General features: G+C 69.9%; 25 protein-coding genes. 5 read left to right on the top strand and 20 right to left on the bottom strand.

Features of this window, described 5'->3' with window-relative positions; genetic code table 11:
* Window positions 1–3: 3 nt before the first annotated feature.
* Genes dprA through ABD108_RS12990 form a run of 3 tightly spaced genes read right to left on the bottom strand, consistent with a single transcriptional unit; the run spans window position 4 to window position 3,055 of the window.
* A complete protein-coding gene (gene dprA / locus ABD108_RS13000) occupies window positions 4–1,176 on the bottom strand; it encodes a DNA-processing protein DprA (protein WP_343930501.1) in 1,173 nt (390 codons plus the stop codon).
* Window positions 1,173–2,684, bottom strand: a complete 1,512-nt coding sequence (locus tag ABD108_RS12995; protein ID WP_343930647.1) for a YifB family Mg chelatase-like AAA ATPase — start codon at window positions 2,682–2,684, stop codon at window positions 1,173–1,175. Before ABD108_RS12995 ends, dprA begins: the two co-directional genes overlap by 4 nt.
* 2 nt (window positions 2,685–2,686) lie before the next feature.
* On the bottom strand, window positions 2,687–3,055 hold the full coding sequence (locus ABD108_RS12990; protein ID WP_305111636.1) for a YraN family protein: 369 nt from the start codon (window positions 3,053–3,055) through the stop codon (window positions 2,687–2,689).
* 283 nt (window positions 3,056–3,338) lie between these two features.
* Between ABD108_RS12990 and ABD108_RS12985 the strand changes: the two genes are divergently transcribed.
* The 3 genes from ABD108_RS12985 (at window position 3,339) to ABD108_RS12975 (ending at window position 6,456) form a co-directional block, all read left to right on the top strand.
* Window positions 3,339–4,154 carry a sugar phosphate isomerase/epimerase family protein gene (locus ABD108_RS12985; protein WP_343930500.1) on the top strand — a complete coding sequence of 272 codons (816 nt, stop codon included), beginning with the start codon at window positions 3,339–3,341 and terminating at the stop codon, window positions 4,152–4,154.
* Complete coding sequence (locus ABD108_RS12980; RefSeq protein WP_343930498.1) at window positions 4,151–5,272, top strand: Gfo/Idh/MocA family protein; 1,122 nt, start codon at window positions 4,151–4,153, stop codon at window positions 5,270–5,272. Before ABD108_RS12985 ends, ABD108_RS12980 begins: the two co-directional genes overlap by 4 nt.
* 146 nt (window positions 5,273–5,418) lie before the next feature.
* A complete protein-coding gene (locus ABD108_RS12975) occupies window positions 5,419–6,456 on the top strand; it encodes a LacI family DNA-binding transcriptional regulator (RefSeq protein WP_343930497.1) in 1,038 nt (345 codons plus the stop codon).
* Between the two features lie 47 nt (window positions 6,457–6,503).
* Here ABD108_RS12975 and ABD108_RS12970 read toward each other — a convergent pair whose 3' ends face one another.
* From ABD108_RS12970 to rpsP, 17 genes are all read right to left on the bottom strand, one after another.
* Window positions 6,504–7,076, bottom strand: a complete 573-nt coding sequence (locus ABD108_RS12970) for a TetR/AcrR family transcriptional regulator (RefSeq protein WP_343930496.1) — start codon at window positions 7,074–7,076, stop codon at window positions 6,504–6,506.
* 4 nt (window positions 7,077–7,080) lie between these two features.
* The gene (gene ribB, locus ABD108_RS12965; RefSeq protein WP_343930495.1) at window positions 7,081–7,728 is read right to left on the bottom strand and encodes a 3,4-dihydroxy-2-butanone-4-phosphate synthase; all 648 of its coding nucleotides are present in this window, start codon (window positions 7,726–7,728) and stop codon (window positions 7,081–7,083) included.
* 10 nt (window positions 7,729–7,738) lie between these two features.
* Entirely contained in the window at window positions 7,739–8,947 is a 1,209-nt protein-coding gene (locus ABD108_RS12960) for an MFS transporter (RefSeq protein ID WP_343930494.1), read from the bottom strand.
* A 156-nt stretch (window positions 8,948–9,103) separates the two neighbouring features.
* Window positions 9,104–9,409: a DUF2469 domain-containing protein gene (locus ABD108_RS12955; protein WP_220659315.1), complete on the bottom strand. Its 306-nt coding sequence runs from the start codon at window positions 9,407–9,409 to the stop codon at window positions 9,104–9,106.
* Window positions 9,410–9,452: 43 nt separating this feature from the next.
* A complete protein-coding gene (locus ABD108_RS12950) occupies window positions 9,453–10,139 on the bottom strand; it encodes a ribonuclease HII (RefSeq protein ID WP_343930493.1) in 687 nt (228 codons plus the stop codon).
* Between the two features lie 5 nt (window positions 10,140–10,144).
* Window positions 10,145–11,005 (bottom strand): signal peptidase I, encoded by an 861-nt coding sequence (lepB, locus tag ABD108_RS12945; RefSeq protein ID WP_220659317.1) that lies wholly within the window; start codon window positions 11,003–11,005, stop codon window positions 10,145–10,147.
* 63 nt (window positions 11,006–11,068) lie between these two features.
* Entirely contained in the window at window positions 11,069–11,410 is a 342-nt protein-coding gene (rplS, locus tag ABD108_RS12940) for a 50S ribosomal protein L19 (RefSeq protein ID WP_013126282.1), read from the bottom strand.
* Window positions 11,411–11,465: 55 nt separating this feature from the next.
* The gene (locus ABD108_RS12935; protein WP_220659318.1) at window positions 11,466–12,449 is read right to left on the bottom strand and encodes a hypothetical protein; all 984 of its coding nucleotides are present in this window, start codon (window positions 12,447–12,449) and stop codon (window positions 11,466–11,468) included.
* Between the two features lie 122 nt (window positions 12,450–12,571).
* Entirely contained in the window at window positions 12,572–15,016 is a 2,445-nt protein-coding gene (locus tag ABD108_RS12930) for a Tex family protein (protein WP_255585843.1), read from the bottom strand.
* Window positions 15,017–15,025: 9 nt separating this feature from the next.
* A complete protein-coding gene (locus ABD108_RS12925) occupies window positions 15,026–15,445 on the bottom strand; it encodes a hypothetical protein (RefSeq protein ID WP_220659319.1) in 420 nt (139 codons plus the stop codon).
* Window positions 15,429–16,310, bottom strand: coding sequence for a hypothetical protein (locus tag ABD108_RS12920; protein ID WP_220659320.1), 882 nt, complete (start codon window positions 16,308–16,310; stop codon window positions 15,429–15,431). The genes ABD108_RS12925 and ABD108_RS12920 overlap by 17 nt, the downstream gene beginning before the upstream one ends.
* On the bottom strand, window positions 16,307–16,585 hold the full coding sequence (locus ABD108_RS12915) for a hypothetical protein (protein ID WP_220659321.1): 279 nt from the start codon (window positions 16,583–16,585) through the stop codon (window positions 16,307–16,309). The genes ABD108_RS12920 and ABD108_RS12915 overlap by 4 nt, the downstream gene beginning before the upstream one ends.
* Window positions 16,582–16,884, bottom strand: a complete 303-nt coding sequence (locus tag ABD108_RS12910; protein WP_220659322.1) for a YbaB/EbfC family nucleoid-associated protein — start codon at window positions 16,882–16,884, stop codon at window positions 16,582–16,584. Before ABD108_RS12910 ends, ABD108_RS12915 begins: the two co-directional genes overlap by 4 nt.
* A gap of 124 nt (window positions 16,885–17,008) precedes the next feature.
* Window positions 17,009–17,698: a tRNA (guanosine(37)-N1)-methyltransferase TrmD gene (trmD, locus tag ABD108_RS12905; protein WP_220659323.1), complete on the bottom strand. Its 690-nt coding sequence runs from the start codon at window positions 17,696–17,698 to the stop codon at window positions 17,009–17,011.
* A complete protein-coding gene (rimM, locus tag ABD108_RS12900) occupies window positions 17,698–18,219 on the bottom strand; it encodes a ribosome maturation factor RimM (RefSeq protein WP_220659324.1) in 522 nt (173 codons plus the stop codon). Before rimM ends, trmD begins: the two co-directional genes overlap by 1 nt.
* A 4-nt stretch (window positions 18,220–18,223) precedes the next feature.
* Window positions 18,224–18,472 carry an RNA-binding protein gene (locus tag ABD108_RS12895; protein WP_013126270.1) on the bottom strand — a complete coding sequence of 83 codons (249 nt, stop codon included), beginning with the start codon at window positions 18,470–18,472 and terminating at the stop codon, window positions 18,224–18,226.
* Window positions 18,472–18,963 carry a 30S ribosomal protein S16 gene (gene rpsP / locus ABD108_RS12890; RefSeq protein ID WP_220659325.1) on the bottom strand — a complete coding sequence of 164 codons (492 nt, stop codon included), beginning with the start codon at window positions 18,961–18,963 and terminating at the stop codon, window positions 18,472–18,474. The genes ABD108_RS12895 and rpsP overlap by 1 nt, the downstream gene beginning before the upstream one ends.
* 215 nt (window positions 18,964–19,178) lie before the next feature.
* On the opposite strand from rpsP, the gene gad reads away from it, so the two are divergent.
* Window positions 19,179–20,567: a glutamate decarboxylase gene (gene gad, locus ABD108_RS12885; protein WP_343930492.1), complete on the top strand. Its 1,389-nt coding sequence runs from the start codon at window positions 19,179–19,181 to the stop codon at window positions 20,565–20,567.
* A gap of 200 nt (window positions 20,568–20,767) precedes the next feature.
* A complete protein-coding gene (locus ABD108_RS12880; protein ID WP_343930491.1) occupies window positions 20,768–22,000 on the top strand; it encodes an acyltransferase in 1,233 nt (410 codons plus the stop codon).
* The last annotated feature ends 1 nt before the right edge of the window (window position 22,001 follow it).

The following is a 22,001-nucleotide window of genomic DNA, read 5'->3' as shown; positions in this document are numbered from 1 at the left end:
CGTTCACCGGTCCCCCGCATCGGCGGATGACCGGAGGCGCCACAACGCACCGTCTTTGGTGATCAACCCCTTGGCGTCGAGCATCGCGAGGTGCCCGAGCACGGCGCGGGCGGGGAGGCCCGCGACGGCCGCCACCTCCGAGGCCGGCAGGCCCGAGCGCGCCGGCAGCGCGTCGTAGACGCGGAGCTCGGCCGGGCCCAGACCGTCCGTCGGGCGCGCGGGAACCGCGCGTTCGGCTGCCAGTTCGCCGATCCGACCCACCTCCTCGACCACCTCCGCCGATCGGGTCACCAGTCGGGCACCGTCGCGGATCAGCCGATGGCAGGTGACGGAGGTCGCCACGGTGATCGGACCGGGCACCGCGCACACCGGGACGTCACGACGCTTCGCCCAGGTAGCCGTGTTCCGGGTGCCCGACCGCAATCCGGCCTCGACCACCACCACTCCCCCGGGAACGGTGCCCACCATCCGATTCCGTTGCAGGAATCGATGCTTGGCCGGCACCGTACCGGGCGGATACTCCGAGACCACCGCACCGTCCTCCCCGATCCGCCGGAACAGCCCAGCGTGTCCCGCGGGATACGGGCGGTCCACCCCGCCCGCCACGAAGGCCACGGTCGGACCGCCGGCGGCGAGGGCGGCGCGGTGCGCCACTCCGTCGATGCCGTAGGCCCCACCCGAGACGATCGTGAAGCCCTCCGCCGACAGATCGCCCGCGAACTGGTCGGCCACCCGCTCCCCGTAACCCGACGGTGCGCGCGTCCCCACCATCGCCACCGACCGGTCCAGGAGCTCGTCCAAACGGCCCTGCCCTAATACCCACAGCGCCAGCGGTCGCAGCTCACGCCACTGGTCCTCGTGATCCATGGCAGGAGTTCGCTCTCGCGCGTGCAGCACGGAAAGGCGGTACTCCGGCCATTCCTCGTCGTCCGGCGTCACCAGGCGCCCACCGAGGTGCCCGACGTGGGCGAGATCCGCCTCGGCGCGGTCCCGGTCGGCACGGGCGGACGTCGCCTCGGCGACGTCCTCGAAGCCCGACGGGAATTCCCTGCGCCGCACAGCCTGTGCCGCGGCCTCCGGCCCCACCGTGTCGACCAGCGCGATCAGTGGCGCACACGGCGGTTCCGCGACCCGACTCAGATACGCCCACGCGCGCCGCGCCCCGTCGCCCGTCATCGTCCGTCCCGGAATCCCAGAGCCTGCACCACTTCCGGTTCGCCCGGCCGGTCCAGACCGGACAGGTCGGCGAGCGACCACGCCACCCGCAGGCACCGGTCGGCCCCTCGCGCGGTGATCCTGCCCTCGCGTAAGTACGCCTCCAAGGGCTGTAAGGCGGTCCGCGCCAACCGGAACCTGCGCCGCAGCACCACCCCCGGTACCTCGGAATTGGTGAGCCACCCCTCCGCCGCCCATCGCTCCGCCGCCGCCTCGCGCGCCGCCCGCACCCGTGCCCTGATCGCGGCGCTCGACTCACCCACCTCGTCGTCCTCGTGCAATGCGCCGGTGCCCGGCGGTTCCATGCGCACCCACAGGTCGACCCGGTCGAGCAGCGGTCCCGACAGTCTGCCGAGATAGCGGCGGCGCACCGTGGCGGTGCAGGTGCAGTCGCTGTCCCGCGCCGGGGCGCACGGGCAGGGGTTCGCCGCCAGAACCAGTTGGAACCGCGACGGGTACTTCACCACGCCGTCGCGCCGCGCCAGCCGGATCTGCCCCTCCTCCAGCGGGGTCCGCAGGGCCTCCAGGGATTTCGGGCCCATCTCGGCGCATTCGTCGAGGAAGAGCACGCCGCGGTGTGCGAGCGAGACCGCGCCGGGCTTGGCGAGTCCGCTGCCGCCACCCACCAGCGCGCTCACCGATGAGGTCTGGTGCGGAGCCACGAACGGCGGCACCGTGATCAACGGCCGATCCGCCCGCAGGTTCCCGACGATCGAGTGAATAGCACTCACTTCCAACGCCTCCCGCCTCCCCAGCGGTGGCAGAATCCCCGGCAGCCGCGACGCGAGCATCGTCTTCCCGATCCCCGGCGGTCCGGTGAGCATCACGTGGTGCGCTCCCGCGGCCGCCACTTCGAGCGCGAACTTCGCCTCGGGCTGCCCTACCACGTCCGCCAGGTCTGCGGCGCACGGTTCGTCGGGGCCCGTCACCGAACCCGTCGGCTCGACGAGCGCCCCCTCCCCCGCGAGCCAGGCCACCACATCGGCCAGATGCGGGACGCCGAGCACCTCGATGCCGTCGACGAGGCCCGCCTCATCGAGATTCCCGAGCGGCACGAGGGCGCGAGTGAATCCGGATTCCTTCGCGGCCAACACGGCGGGAAGAACGCCCCGCACGGGCCGAACCCGGCCGTCGAGCGCGAGTTCGCCGAGCAGAACGCACCCGGCGAGCCGGGATTCGGGAACGCGTTCGGCCGCGCGCAGGATGGCCACGGCGAGCGGCAGGTCGTACACCGATCCCACTTTGGGCAGCGTGGCCGGCGATAGGGCGAGCGTGATCCGGGTATCGGGGAACTTCAGGCCGATGTTGACGATGGCCGCCCGCACCCGGTCGCGCGACTCCTGCAGCACCGTGTCGGGCAGGCCCACCAGGTGCACGGCCGGGAGTCCGCCGCCGATGCAGCCCTCGATCTCGACCACGGCACCGTCGATCCCGGTGATCGCCACCGAGTGCACCTTGCTCAGCGCCACCATCAGGCCACCCCTGCCCGGTATTCGAGGGTCACCGGTCCGCCGGGCGGGGTGAACACCGAGGCCACGTCGATCCGGATGCGCTGGAACGCACCCTCCCGGTCGGCCAGCCATCGGGCCGTGAGCGCCCGCAACTGCGCGACCTTCCGTGGGGTCACCGCGTCGAATCCGCTGCCGTATGCCGTGCCCGACCTCGTCTTCACCTCGACCACCACGAGCACCCCGTCCGCGGACTGCGCGATCACGTCCAGCTCGCCCCGCAGTCCCCCGCCGGAGTACCGCCAGTTCCGGTCCAGCACCCGCCACCCGTGCCCGGACAGGTACTCGCACACCAGGTCCTCGCCGGCGCGGCCCACCTCGTTGTTGCCCATGCTCTGATCGTGCGCCCATCACGCACGGCATCCGCCGGATCGATGACCGCCTGTGGATGAGAGGAAGTTTCATATCCAAACTGGGGAGGAATTCGCACCGCACCGCACTCTTGACAGGGGCCCGAGAGCCGTTTAACTTAACGGAACTGGAAACGTTTCCAGTGCCAGTTCACCGCCCCACCTCACGGGTCCACTGATCGTCGCGCGCCGAGGCCCGGCGGACTGGTCACCGCCCCCAGGCGGACGTGTACGCACCCCCATGAGCCTCGACCTAAGGAAAAGCATGACCATCCCCTCCGTCCAGCTCTACTCGCTGCGGGACGCCATCTCCTCGGATCTCGAAGGAACGTTGGATCGGGTCCGCCAGATCGGGTTCACCCAGGTCGAGCCCTACGCCTTCAACGACGATCCGGCGCGCCTGTCCACCGCGCTCCGCAATGCGGATCTCGTCGCGCCGACCGGCCACGTCTCAGTCATCGACGCCTCCGACCCGGTCCGTGCCTTCGAGGCGGCACTCGACATCGGAATCAGCACGGTCATCGATCCGTTCATTCCGACCGAGCGATGGCAGACGACCGACGATGTGGCGCGACTGGCCGAGCGTGTCAACGAGCTCACGGATGTCGCACACGAGCTCGGTCTCCGATTCGGCTACCACAACCACCAGTGGGAATTCACCACTCGCATCGACGGGGTCCCGGCATTCCAGTTGTTCGTCGACCAGCTGCAAGCCAAGACGATCCTGGAGATCGACACCTTCTGGGCCACTGTCGCAGGTATGGACGTCCCCTCCCTCCTTCGCGGGCTCGACCAACGCATCGTTGCGATTCACGTCAAAGACGGGAAGGTCGAGGGCGACATCCGCACTGCGCTACCGTCGTCGGAAAGCGCGCTGGTCGTGCCCGATCAGCTCCGGCGCGCGTTCGCCGAGCAGACTCCCGCAGGCCAGGGCGATGTCGACGTTCAGAGCATCCTGCAGGCGGCGCCGCAAGCGCTACGCGTCGTGGAATTCGACGACTACGCCGGCGACGTCTTCGACGGCATCGCGCAGTCGTTGGCATGGCTGAACGCACACGACGTCGACGAGGCTGCACGATGACCCGGTACGGCGTCGGAATCATCGGCGCGGGGAACATCGCCACGCAGTACCTCGACAACCTGACACAGTTCGAAGACGTCGACGTGCTCTTCATCGCCGACCTCCAGTTGGACAGGGCGGCCGCGCGGGCATCGCAGTACAACGTTCCGCATTACGGAACCGTCGACCAATTGCTCGCGCGCGACGACATCCAGATCGTCGTCAACCTCACGATTCCCGCCGTCCACGCCGAGGTCAGTCAGCAGATCATCGCCGCGGGCAAGCACATCTGGAGCGAAAAGCCGATCGCGACCGATCAGGAAAGCGCCGCGGATCTGCTGCGCGCGGCGGACGCGGCAGGGCTCCGCGTCGCGTGCGCGCCCGACACCGTACTGGGCGGAGGGATTCAGACCGCACTGCGGGCCATCGCGAGAGGCGATATCGGCGAACCTCTCACCGCGAGCACGATGTTCCACGTCCCCGGCCCCGACAAATGGCATCCAGACCCTGAATTCCTGTACGCACAGGGCGCCGGCCCACTGTTCGACATCGGCCCGTACTACATCACCACCCTCGTCAACGTTTTCGGCTCCGCGTCCAAGGTCCATGCCGTCGCATCGCAGGCGACCAAGGTTCGCACGATCGGCTCCGGCCCCCGAGCGGGAACGCGGTTCGACGTGGAGGTGCCCACCCATCACGCCGCGTTGATCGAGTTCGAGGGCGGCGGATCAGCTCAGTCGACGCTGTCCTTCGAGCACGCATTCGCGAGAGAGGGGGTCGTCGAGATCAACGGCACCGAAGGCACCCTCATCCTCCCCGACCCCAACGTCTTCGACGGCGACTCCACACTGTGGCGCTTCGGGCAGGAAGGCGCTTCCGTCATCCCGTGCGAAGGTTCCACCTGGGGACGAGGCACCGGCGTCGTAGAACTCGCACGCGCGATCTCGGCCGGTGAACCGGAACGCGCCTCCGGTGCGATCGCCGCCCACGTCCTCGACATACTCGTCGGTATCGACGAGGCAGCGACAACGGGAGCACCCGTCACGATCTCCTCGCGCGCTCAGCGCATGCCCCCACTCCCCGCGGCATGGGATCCGTCAGCGCGCACGGAGCTCGCAGTCGGCCCGAACGATCGCTGACGGACGAGATCCGGCAATCGCCGGCAGGGACGTGACCGCCACGAGATCGGTCCGGTCACGTCCCTCGCCCGGCGGCGGGATCCACCGCCGCGAACTGTCTGGCGACGGCCTGCGCCCGCGAAGCCGAACGCGGCTGGGGGCGGTCTATGCTTGAACACATGCGGGCGCGTCCAACTCTTCGAGACGTCGCCGCCGCCGCGGGCGTCGGCCTCGCCACCGCATCCCGGGCGCTGTCACCGAATTGGAACGAGCACGAAGTCCGTCCGGCCACGCGAGCCCGGATCCTGAAGGCCGCAGCGGATATCGGGTACCGCCCCTCCGCGATGGCACGCGCGCTGAAAACCGATTCCTTCCGTGCGGTCAGCGTCCTTCTCCCCCCGGTTCTCTGGGCGTGGTGGGAGAACGCGGTGCAAGCGGCCACCGAGGAGGCCGAGAAAGACGGATACTCCGTCCTCGCACACGCATTGCCGACGAACATCACCCCTGGCGACGCGATCCGCCGCCTGCGACACGTCCCCTCAGAAGGCATCGTGATCTTCGGCGGTGCAGACGATGAGGATGTAGCGGCGGCCGCGCGAGAACTGTCTCGCCCCATCGTCGCGATCGACGACACTTCTTTCATCACACATATCCCGACGATCTCCGTCGACAACGTCGGTGGCGCGGAAATGGGCACCGGACACCTCATCGACAGTGGCCGAAGAAACCTCCTCTACATCGGGTACGAGCCGACCTTCCGGTTCAGTGAGGAACGGTTCGACGGATTCCAGAGAGCAATCGCCGCCAGCCCGCATGACGTCGCCTACCGTTCCCTACGGTCGCTGAATCACGGTGCGGCCCTGGATACACAGCCTCAGGTTGAGGCCCTCCTCGACACCTCGCCTCTCATCGACGGCATCTTCTGCGAAGCAGACGAACATGGCCCCGGCCTCGTTCGATCGCTGCGCCGCCGTGGCTACGCGATTCCCGACGACGTGGCGATCGTGAGCTTCAACGGCCACGCGCCGGCGCGGCACACCGACCCGCCACTGACATCGGTCCGTCAGCCCTTCGAAGCGATCGGCGAAGAGGCGTATCGTCTCGTGGTCTCCCTCATCAAGGGCGCCGAGGCGCCGACGGTGCGGCGCGAACTGACGCCGGAACTCGACCTACGAGCCAGTGCACCGGCGGTCCGGTCCGACTAGCACCCGTCGCAACGGATTCCGGCACGCCGCCACGGGCCGAGAGCGCTTCAGCCTCGGAGGAATCGCCCCGCGAGCAAACGGATCTCGGCCGCGTCACCGCGCCACCCCTGTGCCAGGACGCGGTACACCACCGGGCCCACCAGCTCGGCCGCCGCGCGTCGGCGATCCATCGCCGCGGGCAGTGCACCGGCATCCTGCACCCGGGCGATCACCGCCTCGGCGGCGTCTCCCAAGGGATCGGCCCCGGCGATCAAGGCGGCCACCGCGGCGTCGTGCTGCGCCTCGCCGATCAGCGCGCGATACGCCAGCCCCGCATCGGACTCGGTAAGGAAACGCACCACCGCAGCGAGGAAGCACTCGATGTCCGCGAGGGGCGTGGGCTGCGGATCCACCGCCAGTTCACGGACCGCGTCGGCGGCGCTGGCCTCCAGCAGGATCTCCGCCTTCGTCGACCACCACCGGTACACGGTCTGCCGGCCCACCCCGGCACGCTCGGCGATGCCCTTCATCGTCATCGCGGCGTAACCCTGCTCGACGAGCATGTCGTCTACCGCGCGCAGCACGGCCACCCGGGCCTCCTCGCTGCGCGGGCGGCCGACCGGCCTCTCCGTCCGCGTCATGGCGTCACCGTAACAGCGCCACGTCCGACCGTTCCGGACGTGTGCCCCAGCGGGCGTCGCGCACCTGGTCGACCGAGATCAGCGGGAGCCCCGCGAACCGCTCGGCGCCCCGGATCTCGTGCAACCGCACCATCTCGCCGTCGTCGTGCACCAGTTCGCCCAGAGCACCGACCGGCGGTAGGCCGGCGAGCGCGAGCAGATCGACGGTGGCCTCGGTGTGGCCGCCGCGCTCGGCGGTGCCTCCGGGCCGGGCGCGCAGGGGCACGATGTGCCCCGGCCGCAACAGGTCCGACGGTGTGGTGGCCGGGTGGGCCAGCGCCGCGAGCGTGAGCGCTCGATCGGTGGCGGAGATCCCCGTGCTCACCACATCGCGGGCGTCCACGGTGACCGTGTACGCCGTCCGATGCGGATCCTCGTTGCGGTCGGTCATCGGTGCCAGCCCGAGCCTGTCCGCTCGCTCGGCGGTCATCGGGGCGCAGAGGAAGCCCGAGGTGTGCCGGATCATCCAGCCGACGGTGGCCGGGGTGGCGGTCGTCGCGGCGATGATCGCGTCGACCTCGTTCTCCCGGCGGGTGTCGTCGGCCACGAGGATCACCGCACCGCGGCGGAGCTGCGCGACGGCGGCGTCGATCGAATCGACAGCGATGTCCATCGATCCTCCGTCAGTTCCCGGCGGCGACGGCCGTGCGCGACGACCGCAGTTCCATCACGCCCGTGAGGCCGGCCAGCACGGCGACGGCGACCGCGAACACCAATCCGGCATCGCGCAGGCCGCTCACCGCCGACAGCGCGCCGACGCCGATCGCGGGCACCGCGAGCATCAGGTACAACCCGGCGAAGAACGACGAGGAGACCTCGGCGCGATGGGCGGGCGGCACCTGCTCGACGGTGGTCGCGATGCCGGCGTTCAGGCAGAGGCCACCCGAGAGGCCGAGCACCACGGCGGCGGCGATGAGCGCCGCAAGAGAGTTCACCAGGAGGGCGACAGCGAGCAGGACGGCGGCCTCCACGAGGCCTGCACAACCGGCGGGAAGTGCGGTGCGGGGCTTCATCCGGCGGGCGGCGAGCTGACCGATCGCCATGCCCGCGAAGGCCAGGAAGACCTCGAACCCGGCGAGCGAATGGCTCGGCAGGTGCAGGTACTTCGCGAGGAACAACGCCGAGACCGCGGTGAGGACGCCGGTCACGGCGAAGGCGGATCCCGCGGCGAGCACGGCACGCACGAAGGCACCGTGGATCTCGGCGGGCACGCGCAGGCGACGGGGACGCACGCGCCACGTTCCGGCCGCGGCGGCCTTGGGCGCGTACAGCCACAGGCCGGCTAAGGCCAGCAGCGACAGCGCGAGGTGCACCACGAAGGGCACCGTCAGTGGGGCCGTGGTGAGGTCGGCGAGGACACCCGCCAGGAGGGTACCGAGGGCGAGTCCGCCGGTGTTCACGCCGACCGCGAGGGCGCCCGCTGAGGCCTTCCGCTCGGGCGCGAACAGGTCGATCACGGCGGCCGTGCCGGCCCCGCTCATCAGTCCGGCCCCCAGACCGGAGATGACGCGGGCCACGATGAGCAGCGGCAGCGAGGGCGGCAGCAGGAACAGCGCCGCGCTCACGACGGCCATGGTGACGGCGAGCAGCAGCACTGGCCGGCGGCCGATCTCGTCCGAGAGCCGCCCGAAGACGGTGAGCGCACCGACCACGCCGAGCGCGTACACCGCGAAGAGCACGGTGACGATGAGCGAGCTGAATCCCAGCTGCGCGGCGTAGATCGAGTAGAGCGGCGTCGGCAGAGTGGTCCCCATCATGACGACGAGGAAGGCGAATGCGGTGGTGGCCACGGCCGGCGCCGTCCGGACGTGCCGCGTTGTCAGTTCAATCATGCTTATCCTTCAATATCGAGACAATGTGACTCGATTCAGGATCGTAGCAGATTCGGGACACTATGCACCGTTATCTTTCGATGGACCCGGGACGACGAGAAAGACCCAGGCACCGCCCGGTTCGGGCGGTGCCTGGGTCGCGAGGAACGAACGGAATCAGTCCGGCAGGCGCAGATCCGGCTTGTCGAGCTCCTCGATGTTGACGTCCTTGAACGTGACCACGCGAGCCTGCTTGAGGAAACGGGCGGGACGGTACATGTCCCACACCCAGGCGTCCGTCATGTGCACCTCGAAGTACACCTCGCCGTCCGCGTTCCGCGGAATCAGATCCACCCCGTTGGCCAGGTAGAACCTGCGCTCGGTCTCCACCACGTAGGTGAACTGGCTCAGCACGTCCTTGTACTCGCGGTACATGGACAGCTCCATCGCGGTCTCGTACTTCTCGAGATCCTCTGCGCTCACCGGGGCCTCCTCACCTGTCACCGAACGGACGAACCCGCTCAGACTATCGCGCCGCGGCCGATCGCTCATTCGACGTGGCCTTGAGGGCGGCGCGCACGTTCTGATAGCGCATCCGGTGTTGATCGCTCGGGCCCAGTTCGCCCAGCGCCGCCATGTGCGCCGCCGTCGAGTAGCCCTTGTGCACCGCGAAGCCGTATCCGTCGTAGTCGGCGTCGAGCTCGGCCATCACCCGGTCCCGCGTCACCTTGGCCAGCACGCTGGCCGCGGCGATGCACGATGCCGAGGCGTCGCCCCCGATCACCGGCAACGACGGAATGCCCAGTCCCGGAACGGTGAACCCGTCGATGAGCACGTACCCCGGGGTCACGGGCAGGGTCGCGATGGCGCGGCGCATGCCGGAGATGTTGGCCACGTGCACACCGAGCCGGTCGACCTCGGGCGCGGGGATGGTGACCACCGACCAGCCGACCGCGTGCTTGAGGATCTCGGGATACAGCTTCTCGCGGGCGATCTCACTGAGTTTCTTCGAGTCGTCGAGCCGCGCCAGCGAAGGCGGGATCTTCGCGGGAAGGATGCACGCGGCCACCGTCATCGGCCCGGCGCAGGCGCCGCGTCCGGCCTCGTCGATCCCGGCCACGGGGCCGAGCCCGGCGCGGCCGAGCACCGTCTCCATCGTCGACAGTCCGGACGATGACCGCACCACCGGGCGCGGCGGCCAACGGTCGCGCACGCGGATCAGCCCTGCTGCGGGTTGATCGCCTTGACGGTCTGCCAGCGGCTGAACGGGTAGATGATCGCGGCGACCTTGCCGCGGATGTCCGCCTTGGGCACGGTGCCCTGCAGCTCGTCCTCGATGTGATAGCGCGAGTCCCGCGAGAACAGGCGGTTGTCGCCCATCATGAACACATTGCCCTGCGGGACGGTGATCGGGCCGAAGGCGCCGGTATCACCGTCATAACGCTGCATCGGCCAGCACTGGTTCGCCGCGGCGTAGCGCTTGGCGTTCTCCTCCAGGTAGGGCTCGTTGAGCTTCTTGCCGTTCACGGTGAGACCCGTCCCCGGCTTGCACTCGATGGTCTGGCCGCCCACCGCGATCACGCGCTTGACGAGATCGTTCTCGTTCGGCGGCTGCAGCCCCACGTACGAGAGCGCCTCCTGCACACCGCGGATGAGGGTGTTGTCGGACCGGACCTTCTGCACCGGCTCCATACCCCAGGACGTGGTGGGCCCCTTGAAGACGATCACGTCGCCGGGCTGCGGATCACCGGTGAAGTAGCTGATTTTCTGCGTCACGATCCGGTCGCCCGTGCAGCCCTCACAGCCGATGAGCGTGGGCTCCATCGACTCCGAGGGCACGTACCACTGGCGGCCGACGAAGGTCTGCAGGCAGAAACTCAGGACCAGCGCGACGACGAGCACGACGGCCACTTCCAGCGGCCAGTTCGTCTTCTTCTGCTTCTTCTCGTCCGCATCACCGGCCACGGCCGCGGGCGCCGCGTGGCGGGCCGGCTCCTCGGCCCCGGATACGGAGGAACCCCCGGCCGACGTCGAATCGTCGGGCTCGGGGGTCTCCTGGGAGTTCGTCTGCTCGGGCACGGGATACACCCTACCGAGCGGGCGAGGCGGCGCGATCCACCCGGACCGCGACCCGCGCTGAGGTCAGCGCTTCTCCTTGATCTTGGCGGCCTTGCCGCGCAGGTCGCGCAGGTAGTACAGCTTCGCGCGACGCACGTCACCGCGGGTGAGGACGTCGATCTTGGCGATGTTCGGGGAGTGCACGGGGAAGGTGCGCTCCACACCGACGCCGAAGGACACCTTGCGCACCGTGAAGGTCTCGCGGATGCCGCCACCCTGGCGGCGGATCACGACGCCCTTGAACACCTGGACGCGCTCCTTCGAGCCCTCGATCACCTTGACGTGAACGTCGAGGGTGTCGCCGGGGCGGAAGTCGGGCACATCGCTGCGCAGGGACTGCTGGTCAATGAAGTCGAGCGTGTTCATCGCTTGATCACCGTTTCTTACATCTTCTTCGCGAGCAGAGGACCCTGGCGTCCCGTCACGACGGCTGTCGTGGGGGCTCGACCGGTTCGTACTCCTGGCTTGTCGACTGCCGGGCAGTCGGATAGGCCCGGGCAGCACGCAGCCCAGGCAACCTGTTGATTGTGCCAGATCGGCGCCGCTTTCCGGAAATCGTGAGGCGACTGGCCATGGAGCGGGGCCGCCGGGGCGGCAAGGGCGCGGGCACGACGGTGCGGTCGAGCTCCTTCTCGGTGTCCTCGCGCAGGTGCGGCAGGAGGTCGGGACGGCCGGCCATCAGGTCCTGAACGGCGATCTTCGCGCGGATCAGCGGTCGCCGCAGCCGCCGCTCGCGGCGCAGCGCCCGCAACATCCGGCGCGAATCCCGGTCGTAGCGCCAGCGCGCCCACGGCGCGCCCGGGCGGGACAGCCGCACGGCGCCGATCAACAGCAGCGGGAAGAAGAACAACCCGAGCAGCCCGGTCCAGATCTTCCCCTTGAGCAGTACGATCGCCGCAGTACCGAGGCTGACCAGCGCGAAGCCGATCTGCGCCGTCCGCCCGGAGGAATCCCGGAAACCGGCGACGTCCACCAGATCGAGCGGACGCAGCCCGAGCAGCAGCAGGCCCGTCATCGCGATCGCCACGAAGACCGCGTCCACGGACGTGCGCCCCTCGTCCTGCCAGTAGACGTCGCGCAGATAGAGGATCAGCGCGAACTCATCGAGGATCAGGGCGGCACCGAGGCCGAAGATCCCGGCGAGCACCGCCGCTGTCGTCTGCGTGGCGGTGCCGAAGTTCGCGATCAACCCCACCGCAGATCCCAGGCACAGGATCACGCCGAAGACCACGTGGTGCACGTGCAACCCGCCGGGCCGGACGTTGCCGAACCACCAGCGCACCTGCGCCCGGATCAGTCGGACGCTGGCACGGATGCACAGGAAGCCCACGATCAGCCCGACGAAGAAGGCGAACAGCGGCAGCCGTCCCGCCTCCACGATGTCGCGGGTGAACCAAGTGGACATGTCTCCAACCTAGCGCCGGATTCGGGCATACCAGGTCACAGCGGCGATCGAAGGTCGACACGGCACCCGGGGCCTCGCGCACGACGCGGTCGCGAGGTGCCCCGGCGCCGTCGATCGTGGGCCTACTTGCCGAAGCCGGCCTTCCGCAGCGCATCGGCCATGGAGCCCGACGGTGCGGACTGCCCGCTCCGCTGGCCGCGGTTCTGCTGGCCCCGGTTCTGGCCGCCCTGTCCCCCGCGGGACTGGCCGCCCTGCCGTCCGCCACCGGGCTGACCGCCCTGCCGTCCCCCACCGGGCTGACCGCCCCGGGACGGTCCGCGCTGCCCGTCGCGGGACCCGCCGCCCCGCTGACCGCGCTCCTTGGGGGCGGCGTCGTCGTTCAGACGGAGAGACAGGCCGATGCGCTGGCGCTCGACGTCCACGTCGACCACCTTGACCTTGACCACCTGACCGGACTTGACCACCTCGTGCGGATCGGAGACGTACCGATCCGACATCGCGGAGACGTGCACGAGGCCGTCCTGGTGCACGCCCACATCGACGAAGGCGCCGAACGCGGCGACATTGGTGACCACGCCCTCGAGCACCATGCCTGGCTTGAGGTCGGAGACCTTCTCCACACCGGCGGCGAAGGTCGCGGTGGCGAACGCGGGACGCGGGTCGCGGCCGGGCTTGTCCAGCTCGGCGAGGATGTCGGTCACCGTCGGGACGCCGAACCGCTCGTCGGCCAACTCGGCCGCGATGTCGGCGGGCCGCAGCTTCGCCAGCGCGGCGCTGTTGCCGATCAGTTCGGCAAGCTGCAGCCCGGAGCGGTCGAGGATCTTCCGCACCACCGGGTACGCCTCGGGGTGTACCCCGGAGGCGTCGAGCGGATCGTCGCCGCCCCGGATCCGGAGGAACCCGGCGCACTGCTCGAAGGCCTTGGGCCCCAGGCGCGGCACCTCCAGCAGGCCCTTGCGGCTCCGGAACGCGCCCGACTTGTCGCGGTACGCCACGATCGCGGCGGCGAGCCCCTCGGACACGCCCGAGACGCGGGCCAGCAGCGGCACAGAGGCGGTGTTGAGGTCGACGCCGACGGCGTTCACCGCGTCCTCCACCACGGCGTCGAGGCTCTTCGCGAGGCTCGCCTGCGAGACGTCGTGCTGGTACTGACCCACGCCGATCGACTTGGGGTCGATCTTCACCAGCTCGGCCAGTGGATCCTGCAGGCGCCGGGCGATGGAGACCGCCCCGCGGAGGGAGACGTCCATATCGGGCAGTTCGGCGCTCGCGTACTCGGACGCCGAGTAGATCGACGCGCCGGCCTCGCTGACCACGGCCTTCGCCGGGACGCGGGCACCGGTCTTCTTGATCTCGCCGAGCAGCTCGGTGGTGAGGGCGTCGGTCTCGCGGGAGGCCGTGCCGTTGCCGATGGCGACCAGATCCACATCGTGGCGGGCGATCAACGCACCGAGCAGCGCCTTGGACTTGTCCCACTGGTTCTGCGGCTGATGCGGGTAGATGATCAGGGTGTCGAGCACCTTGCCGGTGCCGTCCACCACGGCGGTCTTGACGCCGTTGCGGAAGCCGGGGTCGAGACCGAGGGTGGGACGGGTGCCGGCGGGTGCGGCCAGCAGCAGATCCTTGAGGTTGGTGGCGAAGACGGTGACGGCGTCGTCCTCGGCGCGCTGGCGCAGCCGGGTGCGGGCGTCGACGGTGGCCGAGACCATCAGCTTCGTGCGCCAGGCCCAGCGGACCACGGTGCCGAGCCACTTGTCGGCGGCGCGTCCCTGGTTCGCGACGCCGAGCGTGCGCGCGACCATCGCCTCGTAGCCCGCGTCCTCACCGCCGTCGAAGGTCAGCGAGAGCACCTCCTCCTTCTCGCCGCGCAGCACGGCGAGCACACGGTGGCTGGGCATCTGGTCGAGCGGCTCCGAGAACTCGAAGTAGTCGCGGAACTTCTGCGCCTTCTGCGGATCGGCGCCCTCGCGGACCGCGGTGCGCAGGGTGGAATCGGCCCAGAACTTCTCGCGCACCGTGCCCACCAACTCGGCGTCCTCGGCGGCCCGTTCCACCAGGATGTGGCGGGCGCCCTCCAGCGCCGCGGCGGCGTCGGCGACCTCACCCGTGACGAAGCCCGCGGCCAGCTCCTCCGGCACCAGGGTCGGATCGGCGAGCAGCTGCTCGGCCAGCGGCTGCAGGCCGTTCTCCCGCGCGATCTGCGCCTTGGTGCGGCGCTTGGTCTTGTACGGCAGGTAGATGTCCTCGACGCGCGCCTTGGTCTCGGCCGCGAGCAGTGCGGCGCGGATCTCGGGGGTCAGCTTGCCCTGCTCCTCGATCGACGCGAGCACTGCGGCGCGGCGATCGTCGAGCTCGCGCAGGTAGCCGAGGCGCTCCTCCAGCAGGCGCAGCTGCGCATCGTCGAGGCTGCCGGTGACCTCCTTGCGGTACCGGGCGATGAACGGCACCGTCGAGCCCTCGTCCAACAGCCGCACCGTGGCGGCCACCTGCCCCTCCTCGACCGACAGTTCGGCGGCGATGCGAGCGGAAACGGAGATCTCGGGCGTGTTCGGCAGCTTCGAATTCACCCGGCCACCCTACCGACGCCCACCGACGAGAACCGCGAGCACCGGCTCCGTCGCGCCGCACACCATCACCGCCTCGTAGGCGACGTCGGCGAGCCCGGCGCCGCCGTCGCGCACCAGGAAATGCAGCGCGGACAGGGCCCGGGCCGCCTGGAATCCCAGGACGTACCCGGTGTGGTCGCCGTCGGCGCGGCAGGCGTGCGCGTCGCGGTCCAGTGCGTCGACCGCAACCGCGAGCCGCTGCGCCTCCCCCCGCCGACAGCCGGGCGCCCGCATCTCGTCCAGCAGCACCGTGCCGGTGCCGTCGAGGCGAGCGTCGGCGGTGCGGTCGAGCGCGTCCGCCGCCACCGACAGGGCCACGGTGTGGCGACGGTCCGCAGGTACCGCCGCGATCGCCTCCGCGAGATCCGGGAGGCTAGCTGAGCGATGCATCGTCGTTCTCCCAGGTCGAGGAATCCCAGGCATCGGTCGCCCAGGAGGGGTGGAATCCCAACGCCCGCAGGTGATCGCACACATCGGGAGGTGGTTCGACCGCACCCACCACCGCCCCGGGTTCGAACCCGTGCGCGGCGCAGAAGGTGGCGATCGACAGTTCCGGCCAGATCTCGTTGCCCGCGGCCATCTCGCCGTCGAGGAGCGCGATGCCGGGGCGGAGGTAGCCGTCGAGCTCGGTGGTGCCGATCAGGCGCCAGGGCCGTCCCGCCTCGTCGGTGACGGCGGCCACGGCGAGCCGGGTCCAGCCCCGGGCCGGCCCCTCGATACCGCTGCACAACTCGCGCAGGCGCAGGTCGAGATCCTGCGGGGCCGCACCCGGTAGGTCGTAGCGGGTGGCGCGATGCACTCCGCCCGCGGATGCTCCGGCCCGCATCATCGCGCCCATGGGTGCGAACCCGCCGGCCGCAGCGCCGTGCCCGGCCGCAAGGTCGGCCGAGCTCCGCTCGGCGGCCTGGGCGGCGTCCTCGGCCTCCGCGCGGCCACGGAGATCGGCCAGCCCGGCGGCCTGGTCGGCGGCGGGGTCGCCAGGTGGCGCTTGCCCCTTCGCCTCCAGCCGGGCGAGCGCGGTGCGCGCCGCCACGCCGGTGAGAACCGTCTGCGTCTGCTCCACCAGGGCCGCGTAATCGGACACGAAATCGATGCGGGCGGCGGCGAGTTCGGCCGCACCGCGCAGGCCGTGCGAGGGCGCGCGCACCCCCAGTTCGGCGGCGATCCTGCGGGCCGCATCGTCGGCCCGGAGGTATCCCTCGGGATCGTCGGTAGCGATGCCGGGTTCACGCGGCCAGAACTCGGCGACGGTCATCGCGCCGTCGCGATCTGCTCGGCGCCGGAGGTGTCGGTGGCGATCACGTCCCGCGCTCCGGCGCGGATCCGGGCGGCGAGATCGTGCAGCTCGGCGACCGCGGCCCGGTGTGCGGCTCGGGCGGCGGCATCGGATCGCTGCGGGAGGTCGCCGAGGGCACGGGCGTAGCGGTCGTCGGGAAGCGGCAGGTCCGGCGGCTCCGGGAGACCCGCGGCGAGCTCGTCGACCGCGCGGGCCGCGCGCTCCCAGGCGCCGGGATCGAGCTCGAAGCTCATCGCGGCACCGCCGCCAGCTCGGCCCGGGACCGGTAGTGCTCCTCCAACGAATCCGCTGCGCGCCCGGCGAGTTCGGCGATCAGCGCACCCAGCCGCTCGGGCGGGTGGGCGCGCGGCGTACCCGGTGCCAGGTCGACGCCGACCACGTGCCCCCGGACGTCGACGGTGACCGCGACCAGCCGGTCGTTCGAGCGTGCGGTGACCCGGGCGCTCCGGAACTCCTCGTCGAGCGCGGCGAGTGCCGCCTCCCGGCGTTCCACCTCGGCCAGCAGCGCCTCGGCACCCCTGATGTCGGACATGACTCCCCCAAGTCCGCGGGCGCCCCCACGCCCGCTGCGGCACCATCTTCCCCTGCCGCGTGCCCGACGCGGCGGATTTCGGCGATTTCCTCCACCCCGCGGCGTGCGCGGGGCGCGATGGATCTCAGTCGGCGAGAAGATCGGGGCGACGCTCGGCGGTCCGCTCCCGGGACTGTTCGCGTCGCCACGCGGCGACCTTGGCGTGATCCCCGGACAGCAGGACCGGCGGCACCGTCAGATCGCGCCAGGTCTCGGGGCGGGTGTAGGAGGGGCCCTCGAGCAGTCCCTCGGCGCCCTCGGAGAAGGAGTCGTCGTGGTGCGAGAGCTTGTTGCCGAGCACCCCGGGGATCAGCCGGGCGAAGGCCTCGACCATGACCAGGGTGGCCACCTCTCCGCCGATCAGCACGTAGTCGCCGATGGACACCTCGACCACGCGAACGCGGCGGGCGGCGTCGTCGAAGACGCGCTGATCGATGCCCTCGTAGCGGCCACAGGCGAAGACGATGTGCTGCTCGGTGGCCCAGTCGCGCGCCATCGCCTGCGTGAACGGGACGCCCGCGGGGGTAGGCACCACGAGCAGGGCGTCGTCGGGGCAGACGTCGTCGAGCGCGGGGCCCCAGACGGTGGGCTTCATGACCATGCCCGGTCCGCCGCCGTAGGGCGAATCGTCGACGGCCTTGTGCACGTCGTGGGTCCAGTCGCGCAGGTCGTGCACGCCGAACTCGAGCAGCCCCTTGTCGACTGCCTTGCCGAGCAGCGCCTGCTGCAGTGGCGCAAGGTATTCGGGGAAGATGGTGACGACGTCGATGCGCATTACTCGGGGTCCAGCAGGCCCTCGGGTGCGTCCACCTCGACGAAGCCGCCGGCCACGTCGATCGTCGGGACGATGGCGGTGACGAACGGGATCAGGATCTCGCGGCCGTCGGGCGCCTTCACCGACAACAGCTCGCCGCCGGGCGGGTGCAGCACCTCGGCGATGACGCCCACCTCCTCGCCGTCGACGGTGCGCACGGCCAGGCCCTCGAGCTCGTGGTCGTAGAACTCGTCCGGGTCGTCGCTGGGGATCACGTCGGCGGAGTCGATAAGGAAGAGCGTGCCGCGAAGTTCGTCGGCGGCGGTGCGGTCGTTCACGCCCTCCAGACGCACCAGCAGCCTCCCGGAATGCTCCCGGGAGGCTGCCACGGTGTACGTCTGGGTGTTCTTCTCGCGGGGGCGCCGTCCGGTGAGGACGGCGCCGTCCGCGAAGCGGAGCTCGGGCGAATCGGTGCGCACGTCCACGACGATCTCGCCGCGGATGCCGTGCGACTTGGCGACCCGCCCGATCACGAGCTCCATCGGGTCAGCGGACCCGATCGGTGTCGACGACGTCGATCCGGATGCCCTTGCCACCGATGCCGGTGACGAGGGTGCGCAGGGCGGTGGCGGTGCGGCCGCTGCGGCCGATCACCTTGCCCAGGTCGTCCGGGTTCACGTGGACCTCGATCACGCGGCCACGACGGCCGGTGATCAGGTCGACGCGGACGTCGTCCGGGTTCGACACGATGCCGCGAACGAGGTGCTCAACGGCATCGGCGACGACGGCGCTCATTACTCGGCAGCCGGGGCGGTCTCGGCCGGAGCGGCCTCGGCGGGCGCCTCAGCAGCGGCCTCGGCGGCCGGAGCCTCCGCGGGCGCCTCGGCGGCGGCCTTCTTCTCGGCCTTCTTCTTGGCCGTGGTGGCCGCAGCGCTCGGCTCCTTGTCGGCCTCGGCGAGGGCGGCGTTGAACAGGTCCAGCTTGGACGGCTTCTCGGCGGCCTTCTTCAGGGTGCCCTCGGCGCCGGGGAGGCCCTTGAACTTCTGCCAGTCACCGGTGACCTTCAGGAGGGCGAGCACGGGCTCGGTCGGCTGCGCGCCGACACCCAGCCAGTACTGAGCGCGCTCCGAGTCGATCTCGATGAGCGACGGCTCCTCCTTGGGGTGGTACTTGCCGATCGACTCGATCGCACGGCCGTTGCGGCGGGTGCGGGCGTCGGCGATCACGACGCGGTACTGCGGGTTGCGGATCTTGCCGAGCCGCGTGAGCTTGATCTTGACAGACATCTGCTGTGTTCCTCTTACGTTGTAGTCACTGTGCAATTCAGCGATGCGCCTGGATGGCGCACCCGGTTTTGCCGTCTTCAAAGCGTGACCGCCGGGCGGCATACGTACCGGCGCCGGTCAGCAGCGATCCATTCTGCCATGCCCTGCGAGCTGGGCGAAATCGCGGCCACCCGCGCCGCCCTGCCGACGCCGCGGTTCGGCGGTAGCGTGCGCTCATGAGCGAGTTCAGCACGCCACTCGATGACGATTCGGTCCTGATGCCCGCGTATTCGGGCCGGCTCGGCACCGAGCCCATCCCCCGGTCCCGGCTCGCCGATCAGGAGACCGGCCCGTCGGAGGCGTACCGCTTCATCCACGACGAATTGATGCTGGACGGGCAGTCGCGGATGAACCTGGCGACCTTCGTGACCACCTGGATGGAGCCGCAGGGCCAGGCGCTGATGTCGGAATCCTTCGACAAGAACGCCATCGACCACGACGAGTACCCCGCGACCTCGGCGATCGATGCGCGCACCGTGGCGATCGTCGCCGATCTGTTCCACGCCCCGGATCTGGACCCCGCGGATCCGTCGTCGGCCACCGGGACCACGACGATCGGCTCGTCCGAGGCCGTGATGCTCGCGGGGCTCGCGCTGAAGTGGCGGTGGCGCAAGGCCCGCCTGGCCGCGGGTGGCGATGCCGGCCGGCCGAAACTGGTGCTCGGCAGCAATGTGCAGGTGGTGTGGGAGAAGTTCTGCCGCTACTTCGATGTGGAACCGGTGTATCTCCCGGTGGCCCCCGGGCGGTACGTGGTGACCCCGGAGCAGGTACGCGCGGCGGTCGACGAGGACACCATCGGCGTGGTCGCGATCCTCGGCACCACCTTCACCGGCGAGTACGAGGACGTGGCCGGCATCTGCGCGACGCTCGACGAGCTCGCATCGTCCGGCGGCCCCGATGTACCGGTGCACGTGGACGCGGCGAGCGGCGGGTTCGTGGCGCCCTTCCTCGATCCCGATCTGGAGTGGGACTTCCGGCTTCCCCGGGTGGCGTCCATCAACGTCTCGGGGCACAAGTTCGGCCTGACCTACCCGGGCATCGGTTTCGTGGTCTTCCGCGATCGCGCCGCACTCGACGAGGAGCTCATCTTCCGGGTCAACTACCTGGGCGGCGATATGCCCACGTTCACGTTGAACTTCTCCCGCCCGGGCGCCCAGATCATCGGCCAGTACTACAACTTCATCCGGCTCGGCCGGCGCGGCTACACCCGGGTGATGCAGGCGCTGCGCGGAACCGCGACCTGGCTCGCGGGGCAGCTCGATGCGCTGCCGCACCTCGAGATCATCACGGACGGTTCGGCATTGCCCGTCGTCACGCTCCAGCTGGCCGACGGTACGCCGTTCACCGCGTTCGACGTCTCGCACGAGCTGCGCACGTACGGATGGCAGGTTCCGGCGTACACCATGCCGGCCGACGCGCAGGACGTGACGGTGCTGCGGATCGTGGTCCGCGAGGGCTTCTCGGGCGATCTCGCCGGGAAGCTGCGCGACGATTTCGCGTCCGCGCTGCAGCGGCTGTGCAATGCGAACGAGGGAGCCGCGCCGAGGTCGGTGTTCCACTACTGAGGCGACCGCCGACTAGGCTCGACGGCAGTTCGTGGTGTTCGCGTGATCCGTGCCACTTCCGGCGCGTTCATTGCAGGAGCAAGGTTACCGACGGGTAAACTCAACGTACGTCGCAGTCTGAGCTCCCACCACTGCCCGGTGTAGACCCCTGCCAGGCCGCGTCCAGCAACCCCGCAGGATTGGACAGCACAATCTTCTCCATGGCTTCGTACCTGGATACCGCCCGGAAGGCGACTCCCGCACGGGACGTCGCACGGTCGGCGCCTGCGAAGTCCGGTGAGCCCGTGAAGGCGCGGTCCGGCGGTTACCTGCACCAACTCGACTTCGTGCGCACCATCACCTTCCTGCTGGTGGTCTTCATGCACGCGCTCACCAACACCAACGACGAGGTGAACGGCGTCGTCACCAACGCGATCGCCATGAACCTGCACTTCACCCGCAACGCCTTCTTCGCGCTCACGGGTCTGGTGCTGGCGTACGGCGTGGTGGAGCGCGGCGCGCGCCTGAGCCCCCTGCAGTTCTGGCGCAAGCGACTGCCGCTGGTGGTGATCCCCTTCGTGATCTGGGCCTTCGCGTACTGGGTCTATGACATGACGCTCGACGGCCGGTTCTCCACCATCCCCACGAGCCTGGGCGAATTCTGGGACAACCTGAAGTGGGGCGGGATCAACGGGTACCAGCTGTACTTCATCTTCGTCACCATCCAGATCTATCTGCTGTTCCCGCTGATCATCGCCTTCGCCGAGCGCACGCGCGGCGCACACGGCCGCATCCTGGTGGTGAGCGCGGTGCTCCAGGTGGCCATCTACGCGGTGGTCACCCACTGGAACCCCACCACCGGCTGGTGGTCCGAGAACTTCTGGCACATCTACGCCACCTTCATCCCGTACCAGTTCTTCATCCTGCTGGGCGTGTTCGCCGCCTTCCACCGCGAGCGCATCGAAGCGATCCTGCTGGGCAACGCGCCGCTGGTGTACGCCGGAACCGGCGCGGCCGTCGCGGCACTGCTGGTGCACTACCGGATGCAGCTCGACGAGCAGACCGCCCCGTCGGTGGTCTCGGCCGCGTTCCAGCCGATCAACTTCGCGGTCTACGTCGCGCTCGTGGTCGCCGTCTACACCACCGGGTTGCTGCTGGCCCGCAACCGGCACCGGATCCCCCGGATCACCCGGTTCGCCGCGTACGGCACGAAGCGCTCGTTCGGCGTCTTCCTGGTCCACGTGATGGTGCTGTCGGTCCTGCTGCTGCCCAAGGCTCCCGACGGGACGCCGTGGCTCTCGACCGCCCTTCCGAGCCCGGTCGGGACGATCATCGCGTACGCCGTGACCATCGTGGTGACGCTGGGCATCGTCGAGCTGCTCAGCCGCGCACCGAAGGCGCAGTGGTGGATCGGGCGACCCCGCGCCCCGCGGTCGGTACGAAAAGAGTCTTGAC

It is taken from the genome of Tsukamurella strandjordii (assembly GCF_039525985.1).
Lineage (GTDB): Bacteria > Actinomycetota > Actinomycetes > Mycobacteriales > Mycobacteriaceae > Tsukamurella > Tsukamurella strandjordii.
Note: the sequence above shows the minus strand (reverse complement) of the source record. Positions and strands in the feature narration are given on the sequence as shown.

Bases quoted from the DNA above. Each gene is read 5' to 3' on its own strand.
- ABD108_RS12880 (WP_343930491.1), top strand. From the start codon at position 20,768: ATGGCTTCGTACCTGGATACCGCCCGGAAGGCGACTCCCGCACGGGAC.
- ABD108_RS12935 (WP_220659318.1), bottom strand. From the start codon at position 12,449: ATGTCCACTTGGTTCACCCGCGACATCGTGGAGGCGGGACGGCTGCCG.
- ABD108_RS12920 (WP_220659320.1), bottom strand. From the start codon at position 16,310: ATGACCGTCGCCGAGTTCTGGCCGCGTGAACCCGGCATCGCTACCGAC.
- ABD108_RS12925 (WP_220659319.1), bottom strand. From the start codon at position 15,445: ATGCATCGCTCAGCTAGCCTCCCGGATCTCGCGGAGGCGATCGCGGCG.
- ABD108_RS12960 (WP_343930494.1), bottom strand. From the start codon at position 8,947: ATGATTGAACTGACAACGCGGCACGTCCGGACGGCGCCGGCCGTGGCC.
- ribB (WP_343930495.1), bottom strand. From the start codon at position 7,728: ATGGACATCGCTGTCGATTCGATCGACGCCGCCGTCGCGCAGCTCCGC.
- ABD108_RS12910 (WP_220659322.1), bottom strand. From the start codon at position 16,884: ATGTCCGACATCAGGGGTGCCGAGGCGCTGCTGGCCGAGGTGGAACGC.
- dprA (WP_343930501.1), bottom strand. From the start codon at position 1,176: ATGACGGGCGACGGGGCGCGGCGCGCGTGGGCGTATCTGAGTCGGGTC.
- ABD108_RS12895 (WP_013126270.1), bottom strand. From the start codon at position 18,472: ATGAGCGCCGTCGTCGCCGATGCCGTTGAGCACCTCGTTCGCGGCATC.
- trmD (WP_220659323.1), bottom strand. From the start codon at position 17,698: ATGCGCATCGACGTCGTCACCATCTTCCCCGAATACCTTGCGCCACTG.
- rplS (WP_013126282.1), bottom strand. From the start codon at position 11,410: ATGAACACGCTCGACTTCATTGACCAGCAGTCCCTGCGCAGCGATGTG.
- ABD108_RS12990 (WP_305111636.1), bottom strand. From the start codon at position 3,055: ATGGGCAACAACGAGGTGGGCCGCGCCGGCGAGGACCTGGTGTGCGAG.
- rpsP (WP_220659325.1), bottom strand. From the start codon at position 18,963: ATGTCTGTCAAGATCAAGCTCACGCGGCTCGGCAAGATCCGCAACCCG.
- rimM (WP_220659324.1), bottom strand. From the start codon at position 18,219: ATGGAGCTCGTGATCGGGCGGGTCGCCAAGTCGCACGGCATCCGCGGC.
- ABD108_RS12985 (WP_343930500.1), top strand. From the start codon at position 3,339: ATGACCATCCCCTCCGTCCAGCTCTACTCGCTGCGGGACGCCATCTCC.
- ABD108_RS12970 (WP_343930496.1), bottom strand. From the start codon at position 7,076: ATGACGCGGACGGAGAGGCCGGTCGGCCGCCCGCGCAGCGAGGAGGCC.
- gad (WP_343930492.1), top strand. From the start codon at position 19,179: ATGAGCGAGTTCAGCACGCCACTCGATGACGATTCGGTCCTGATGCCC.
- ABD108_RS12980 (WP_343930498.1), top strand. From the start codon at position 4,151: ATGACCCGGTACGGCGTCGGAATCATCGGCGCGGGGAACATCGCCACG.
- ABD108_RS12915 (WP_220659321.1), bottom strand. From the start codon at position 16,585: ATGAGCTTCGAGCTCGATCCCGGCGCCTGGGAGCGCGCGGCCCGCGCG.
- ABD108_RS12975 (WP_343930497.1), top strand. From the start codon at position 5,419: ATGCTTGAACACATGCGGGCGCGTCCAACTCTTCGAGACGTCGCCGCC.